The following is a 6,928-nucleotide window of genomic DNA, read 5'->3' on the forward strand; positions in this document are numbered from 1 at the left end:
TCTTTCTCGGATTCAATCAATAATTGAACCGCTCTTTCTCTGATTTCAGGGGTATATTTTACTTTTTTCATCGGGACATTCTCTCAGAAAGCTTGGTCTCCGACAAACCCGGTACGGTTCAAAAATCTTCCATTGATTTATTTATATCTGTTAAACCAGTCGCATTATGAAATGTAATATAAGTAGAAATTTCAGTATAAATGGTCATGATCTTTTCTAAATTTGAATATCTAAGCGTCTTCATTAATCAACCTTATTGATTATTAGTTTCTTCTTTTAAAGCTCTTTGTACTGTTGCTATCCCTACTTTAAACTTTTCTGCAACACCTCTAAATGTTGAATTTTCTTCAGCCATTGCTTTTCGTATTTCAACATAGTCAACCTTCCGCTTTCTTCCCTTATATAAGCCCTTCGCTTTGGCTTTTGCAATTCCTTCCTTTTGACGCTCACGGATCATGGAGCGTTCAAACTCTGCAAATGCAGCAAGCATCTGAAACATGAGTTTATTTATTGCCGATTGTGCTACATCATGACTGAAGGTCAAATTCTCTTTATGAAAAATAATGGTTATACCACGATCATTCAGACTATTCACAATTTCGTTCAGATCATTTGTATTACGTGCCAGACGATCAATACTATGAACATGCACCGTATCACCTTCACGCAGATAGTCGAGCATTGCATTTAACTGAGGACGTTCACGGCTACCACCGCTTGCCTTTTCAGTAAAGGTCTTATCCAGGCTGATTCCATCTAATTGACGTTCAGTATTTTGTTCAGTTGAACTGACTCGAATATATCCGACCTGATTAGGCATTCTGTACCGTTAGAGTTTAGATAATTAAATACATATTGTACCGAAATTAAATATTAAGTCTATAAATACGGTTTTTGAGTTGCTTTTTAAGACTTTATTTTGTTCCGTTAGGCTATAGGACAATATGACAGTAAAAATCAAACTATGTTCATAAGAAGATATAGCTAAATACTGAATTTATCAGCACACCTAAAACCCTATAAAAATGGATTTTACAGGCATTTTTATGTGCTGATCTTTTTAGAATTTAGCTATAGCTTGAGCTGTTCAGCAGCTTAAAGTTTTTTCCACAAATTTAATTATTTAAGATGAATCTAAGGTTATTTAAAAGACTTAAATGTCCGAAATTTTTATTTTGTACCTTATACACAGGGCTAGGATTAGCGAACTCATTGGAGATAAATTCTGGAGTTGTAATAGCCCTTGCCAAATTTTTCGAGCAAAAGTCTTTTTCCAAATAACGTAATGTAAATAAAAAGGACTCTATATTAGGTGTTACTGCAATCCATTTTCTATTTAAGTTATTTGCCGCATTCAAACAGACGCTATCAAAGCTGAAAGCATCCAATATTAAAGAGTCTTCATTGGTACTGGATTTAATAATAACCTCATAGGCTTTCTGCAGATTTTTAATTTGGTATGTTGAATTTTTTGCTGATGCTAAGTCCCAATAATCTGTATATCTAACACCGGTATCACTTTTAACATAATCCTTTAAACGTGGATTACCTGTTCTTGACCAATGAATAAGGCCCTGTTGATCAAGTTCATCCATTTTTTCTGGAGAAAAACGCCAGTGCTTACCTTCGGGTGGATTCATATCCCTCCATTGTCTACCAGTTTCACCATGTTTTCGTACACCAGGAACATGTAAAGGCATGAGTCTAAATTGCCCCAGTGCATCCACATGAGGAAACTTTTTAGCTAAATTATCATCTGTGATTGTCTGGACCAGATCATTCCAAATAAAGTTATCTGTTTTGGTATAAAAAAGAATTACCTCATGAGCGGTTTTAGTAAAACCTTTTGATGCTTTAAATGAAGAATTATGGGTTTTTAGTAAAATTTGATTCACACACCTAGCTTCACCAAAAACTTTATCTAATATTACTTGGAATTCACTCATTAGGTGAAGATTGGAAACATGTACATATAGACTACCGTTATCAGTAAGTAATTGTCTCAATAATTCAAAATATTGACGGTAATGTTTAAGTACAGAATCTTTGTTTTTAAAGAGCCCCACAAAAAGAAAAAAATCGATCTCTGGTTTTATAACAATCAGATCAAACTCTTTGGATTGCGAAACAAGTCTATGTAAAGAGTTTATTTCATTCCCAACAATGATATCAAAGTCATTGATTTCATATTTTATTTTTTCAAAATCTTTATCAGAAATACCCGTGTCGCTATTTTCAAAGAAATAGCCAAAAGAAGGGAATGCAACAAACTCATCCATTGAAGTGTCTCAAAAAAAAATAGCTATTTGTATGGATTATATGATTGACAACCTTCATAAAACAAGTTAATTTTTTTGGTAACCAGTTTGGTTACCAAAAAAATTGTTTAAAAAAAAGAGCTTTAAAAACTCTTTTTCCCATTTATTACGATCATAAGAATATGAGGCAATAAACTACGCCACTTGGTAGGTTAGCGTAGGGATTTTTTCATAGTAGATATCGAAAGTAAAGTTATCTATATCCTCATTGTTTCTAGTTCTTGTGATCCTTTACTTTACAAGGATAAATTTATGCCAAATGTGTATTTAACCCACAATAACTTAGACTTGATGTACCGAGAGGAAAAAATCCGGAAGAGTTTTCAGAAAGAGGTCATTAAATCTGTTTTACAGAAGCTGTATGATTTTATGAGTTACGATTCTGGAAATTCATCAAATAAGATGATCACTTACTTTGGATTGAATGGATATTCAAGTCACTCTTCACATCAAGAGAAATTAGAGCAGTGGCTTCAACAAGAAATTTCGGAAGTTTACCTGCATGATATAAGTCAGGAAGAAGTCGTTGAGATTTTATGGAAAAAAATTCTCGATATCATTAGCCATTAATTTTTATACAGGCTGTACTAGATTAATCTAGTACAGCCTGTATATTAAAACCAATTTACAACTAAATTAGTTTCAAATTGGTTTCTATTTAGTTTCATTCTTCCTTTAACTTCTTCAGTGCAAATCTAATAATCCCATTATGGAGCAACATAAAACTGGACGTATGATCGGTGGTTTCTCATTTACGTTCATAACTAAGCAACAACCTAAGGAAGTCACGCACAGCAAAGCTAAGAAGCTAACAGACAAGCAGATTCAATTCTTTGCAAACAAGCTAGCTCACCATGATCCATTTGCAAGCCAAAAAGCTGCAGTAGGGGAAAGCTATGCTGATCTAGAGAAAAGGCTCCTGATTGAACTACAAGATCCCGAGGTTGTCAGAAAGTATTCTAGTGTCCTCAAAGAGTTAGGTCTTGAGATGTGATGTACAACTAGATTAGTTGTTTAAAACAACTAATCTAGTTTTTTAATAGTTGTAATTTGATTGCAAAAAATTAAGCAGCAGAGAGCTCTTCTGCTAATTGCTCAGCCTGTTCAAGCACAGTCTCAGTAGCCAATAAAGCCATATCAGGTGGATAGCCATACTTCTTGAGTAGACGCTTCACAATGACTCTCAGCTTCGCCCTGGCAGCTTCTTTGATGGTCCAATCCAAGGTTACGTTCTTACGAATAGACTCAGTCAGCACAACAGCGAGTTCGCGCAGGATCTCTTTTTGCATCAACTCTCTAGCACTGTCATTGTCTGCAACTGCTGAATAGAACGCATATTCATATTCAGTCAGGTTGAGTTCCTCTGCCATTTTGTCTGACTCTTGGATTGCCTTAGCCAACTTGATGAGCTCATCAATCACTTCGGCTGCAGTCAGTACCTTGTTCTGATAGCCCTTGATCGCAGAGCTCAGCATCTCCATGAGCTTTTTACCTTGCGTGACACTACGCTGCTCTCGCATCTTGATCTCATCGCCTAAACAACAATGACAAACACCGACTAAAAGGGGCGTTTTACGATGAAAAATTCGAACTTGGAGCTTATGCAGAGCGCCTTCGAGAGGCAGAATCAAATAAACCAACTGATCGTGAGCTTGCAGCTGCTCTCACAGACGCTGATCAACTTCGAGAAACTTATCGAGCAAAGCGAGCTGCCTATCATGAACAGTACCACCCTTTTAAACGGGATAGAGAGTACGACAAGATCCATAGAATCCAATCTAAGCTCGATTTTGACCGAGGTGGGGAATCTATCACCACAAGTGCTGCAAGAAGCAACAATGGACTATCTAGTAGCGTTAAAAGCAATCCACGAGCAGATATCGAATACAGATATATCGAAACTCCAACGGCTTTCAGTCTCAATCGAATCGCTGCAGACCGAAATCAACAAAGCAATTGGCAGCATTTCGATAGATCAGAAGAGCATCCAAGCCCAAGTCCAGGCCCAAGTGAAGCAGGCGATAGAAGAGAGCCAAAGCGAGCTAATAGAGACCGGAATTCAGTCGCTATTAAACTCTCAAAAAGCCAAATACATGACATGGGCGAGTACAGTTTTTGGGGGGCTGATGATTTTAATCAGTTTTTATACGATCTATCAGTTCAGTACAAACCTAAAAACCATCCAAGCACAAAAAGAAATGATTCAACAGAATTCACAAACAATTCAGAGCCAACTCAATTACCTAAACAGCATACGGAGATAAGTTATGCAGACCGAGATCGACCAATTTTTGACAGAGCAAAACGCCTTGTTGAGTCAACAAAACAGCTTGTTAGCAGAACAAAACGAAGCCTTGAGTCAACAGGTCAGTTCATTAAAGAATATTTTGACCACTTACAGCGAAGTAGAGCAGAGTTTAAAGGACAAAATCAACAACTTGAACTCAGAGAAAGAAGCTCAACAAGCCTTGATTTTGGCTATGAAAGTAGAACTTTCAAAGCTCGAGCAGGGCGAATTTTCGGAGCAATTACAGCAAGCATTTCAAGAAAACTTGAGAACCCAGTTACAAATGCAATTAACGACAGCATTAAATCAACTGGATTTAAACAGCATTGTCAGCGACCTGGTAAAGATCGAATTAAAATCCATTCAACAGACGCTAGACACACAGCAGACAGACCTGGAGACAGCACTCTCAACCATCTTGCAATTGCAGCTACCCACCGACTTTTACACAGACTTGGAGATGCAAAGCAAGCAGATCAATACGCTTGGGGAAACTGTAGAACGATTAATGACCTTAATCAACAACTTGAACAACTAGAACCCCTAGTCGCTAAAATTCGACCCAAGCCAAAGCCGGCTACAGATTTCCGTGACTTGAGAATTGACGCTTATTACCCTGGTTACGTTGCTGATCACAAACAACTTTCAGCCCAACAACAGCAAGCATACAACGATAATAATCTATTGCAATTGATTGGTTGTGTGCAGAAAAAAGCTCAAAACTTGGAGAAATACATCAGCCAAGCAAGCAGAATGATCAATACATGGGACTATGACAAAATCGAGGAGATCATCAAAAACGACCAACGCATGCTTAACTATCTGAAATGTGAAATTATTTTAGAGCCTCAAAATGACCATTTGAAACATCAAAGAGCGTCATATCAATCGTGTTTAGAGAGTTTTGAGAACATAAAGAGCCATATCCACGAGGTGAAAAAGCCTAATCCGACTCCTCAAAGCGATGTCTTAGAGCAAACTTATGAACCTGAAAAGCAGCCAAATCGTGATTATGATCTAGATTTTTAATTTCAGCATTGATGATATAAACCGTCCGCTTCGATAATAGCAAAAGCGCAGATTCTACAAGCGGACATTTCTATTTGGGGTTTACACAACAAAAAAGGGAGCTGTAAGCCACTGCTGTCCCATAGTTTGATTTAAATAAAAAAACCTGAGTCCGAACAGTTAAAATATGAGTGCAAACAAACACTTTAACGACCAGGATTCAGGTTTTGTCACATCAGAATACCGTATTTCATCAGTTAATTAAACCAGTCTTACGACAAGATTTTGAACGGCTTGCTAAACAACATCATGTTGGGCAGAAATTCAGATCTGCTTCTCGATGGGATCAGTTTATTGCCCTGTTAATGTCCCAACTTTCCTGCCGACAAAGCCTACGGGATATTCAATCCAATCTTGAGTCCCAGCAGGAAAAGCTTAATCATCTCGGAGCAAAGTCTATTCCCCGAAGCACGCTGGCACGAATCAACGAGGAGCAACCTGCTGCCTTGTATAAACAGATGTTTCATCAATTACTGCAATACTGTGAAAAATCAAAAGTAGCCCATAAATTTCGCTTCAAGAATCCTCTGTATTCCCTGGATGCCAGTCACATTGATCTGTCGCTTTCCTTGTGCGCATGGGCCAAAGTTCATGATTCAAAAGCCAGCATGAAACTCAGCATAGGATTGAATCACAGCAATCATATTCCTGAGTTTGTTGCAGTTGAAAATGGTAAAGAAAATGACATGGTACAAGGCCGAAAATTCCAGTTTCCCTCTGGCAGTATTGTGGTCTTTGACAAAGGCTATGTAGATTATCAATGGTATGCGAATCTGACCGCTCAAAATATTGGCTTTGCTGAATAAGCCGTCATGAATAGGTTTGTGCAACAAAGCCCTCTATAGCTCACGGCTTTTGGTTGTTGAGCTTTTTGAGTAGGTGATTGCTTATATTTTATCGTTTGTTTTGTTGTTTTAATAGCTGTATCAATAGCTGTATTGAAAGAGATGCTTGGAAGGATCTGTGCTGCTTCCAGGACATTACTGATCAATTTGGATTGGTATATCAAGTCATGGAGAATAAAGTTGTTGTTCTGGTCCTATATGTTGATAGACGAGGTAGGGTCTATAAAGGCATGCAATCAAATTGGCTCACGGCTTTTGGTTGTTGAGCTTTTTGAGTAGGTGATTGCTTATATTTTATCGTTTGTTTTGTTGTTTCGATAACTGTATCAATAGCTGTATTGAAAGAGATGCTTGGAAGGATCTGTGCTGCTTCCAGGACATTACTGATCAATTTGGATTGGTATATCAAG

5 protein-coding genes and 3 pseudogenes are annotated in these 6,928 nt (G+C 37.6%); 4 read left to right on the forward strand and 4 right to left on the reverse strand.

Features of this window, described 5'->3' with window-relative positions; genetic code table 11:
* Window positions 1–253: 253 nt before the first annotated feature.
* Window positions 254–820 carry a recombinase family protein gene (locus tag FTT88_RS15445; RefSeq protein ID WP_006581699.1) on the reverse strand — a complete coding sequence of 189 codons (567 nt, stop codon included), beginning with the start codon at window positions 818–820 and terminating at the stop codon, window positions 254–256.
* Between the two features lie 295 nt (window positions 821–1,115).
* Complete coding sequence (locus tag FTT88_RS15450; protein WP_100355865.1) at window positions 1,116–2,279, reverse strand: DNA methyltransferase; 1,164 nt, start codon at window positions 2,277–2,279, stop codon at window positions 1,116–1,118.
* A gap of 291 nt (window positions 2,280–2,570) precedes the next feature.
* On the opposite strand from FTT88_RS15450, the gene FTT88_RS15455 reads away from it, so the two are divergent.
* Both FTT88_RS15455 and FTT88_RS15460 read left to right on the forward strand, forming a co-directional pair.
* Entirely contained in the window at window positions 2,571–2,888 is a 318-nt protein-coding gene (locus tag FTT88_RS15455) for a hypothetical protein (protein ID WP_100355864.1), read from the forward strand.
* Between the two features lie 142 nt (window positions 2,889–3,030).
* Window positions 3,031–3,312, forward strand: a pseudogene (locus FTT88_RS15460) (RepB family plasmid replication initiator protein); the annotation flags it as partial.
* Window positions 3,313–3,382: 70 nt separating this feature from the next.
* On the opposite strand, the pseudogene FTT88_RS15465 reads toward FTT88_RS15460, so the two are convergent.
* Window positions 3,383–3,856: pseudogene (locus FTT88_RS15465) on the reverse strand (type I restriction enzyme endonuclease domain-containing protein); the annotation flags it as partial.
* A gap of 39 nt (window positions 3,857–3,895) precedes the next feature.
* Here FTT88_RS15465 and FTT88_RS15470 point away from each other — a divergent pair.
* Together FTT88_RS15470 and FTT88_RS15475 are read left to right on the forward strand one after the other, a co-directional pair.
* Entirely contained in the window at window positions 3,896–4,582 is a 687-nt protein-coding gene (locus FTT88_RS15470) for a hypothetical protein (RefSeq protein ID WP_100355863.1), read from the forward strand.
* Window positions 4,583–5,840: 1,258 nt separating this feature from the next.
* Window positions 5,841–6,470: pseudogene (locus FTT88_RS15475) on the forward strand (IS4 family transposase); the annotation flags it as partial.
* A gap of 268 nt (window positions 6,471–6,738) precedes the next feature.
* Here FTT88_RS15475 and FTT88_RS17160 read toward each other — a convergent pair.
* On the reverse strand, window positions 6,739–6,928 hold a 190-nt coding region (locus tag FTT88_RS17160), incomplete at its 5' end, for a hypothetical protein (RefSeq protein WP_215899110.1).

The sequence above is a fragment of the Acinetobacter sp. YH01024 genome (assembly GCF_013420195.1).
Lineage (GTDB): Bacteria > Pseudomonadota > Gammaproteobacteria > Pseudomonadales > Moraxellaceae > Acinetobacter > Acinetobacter amyesii.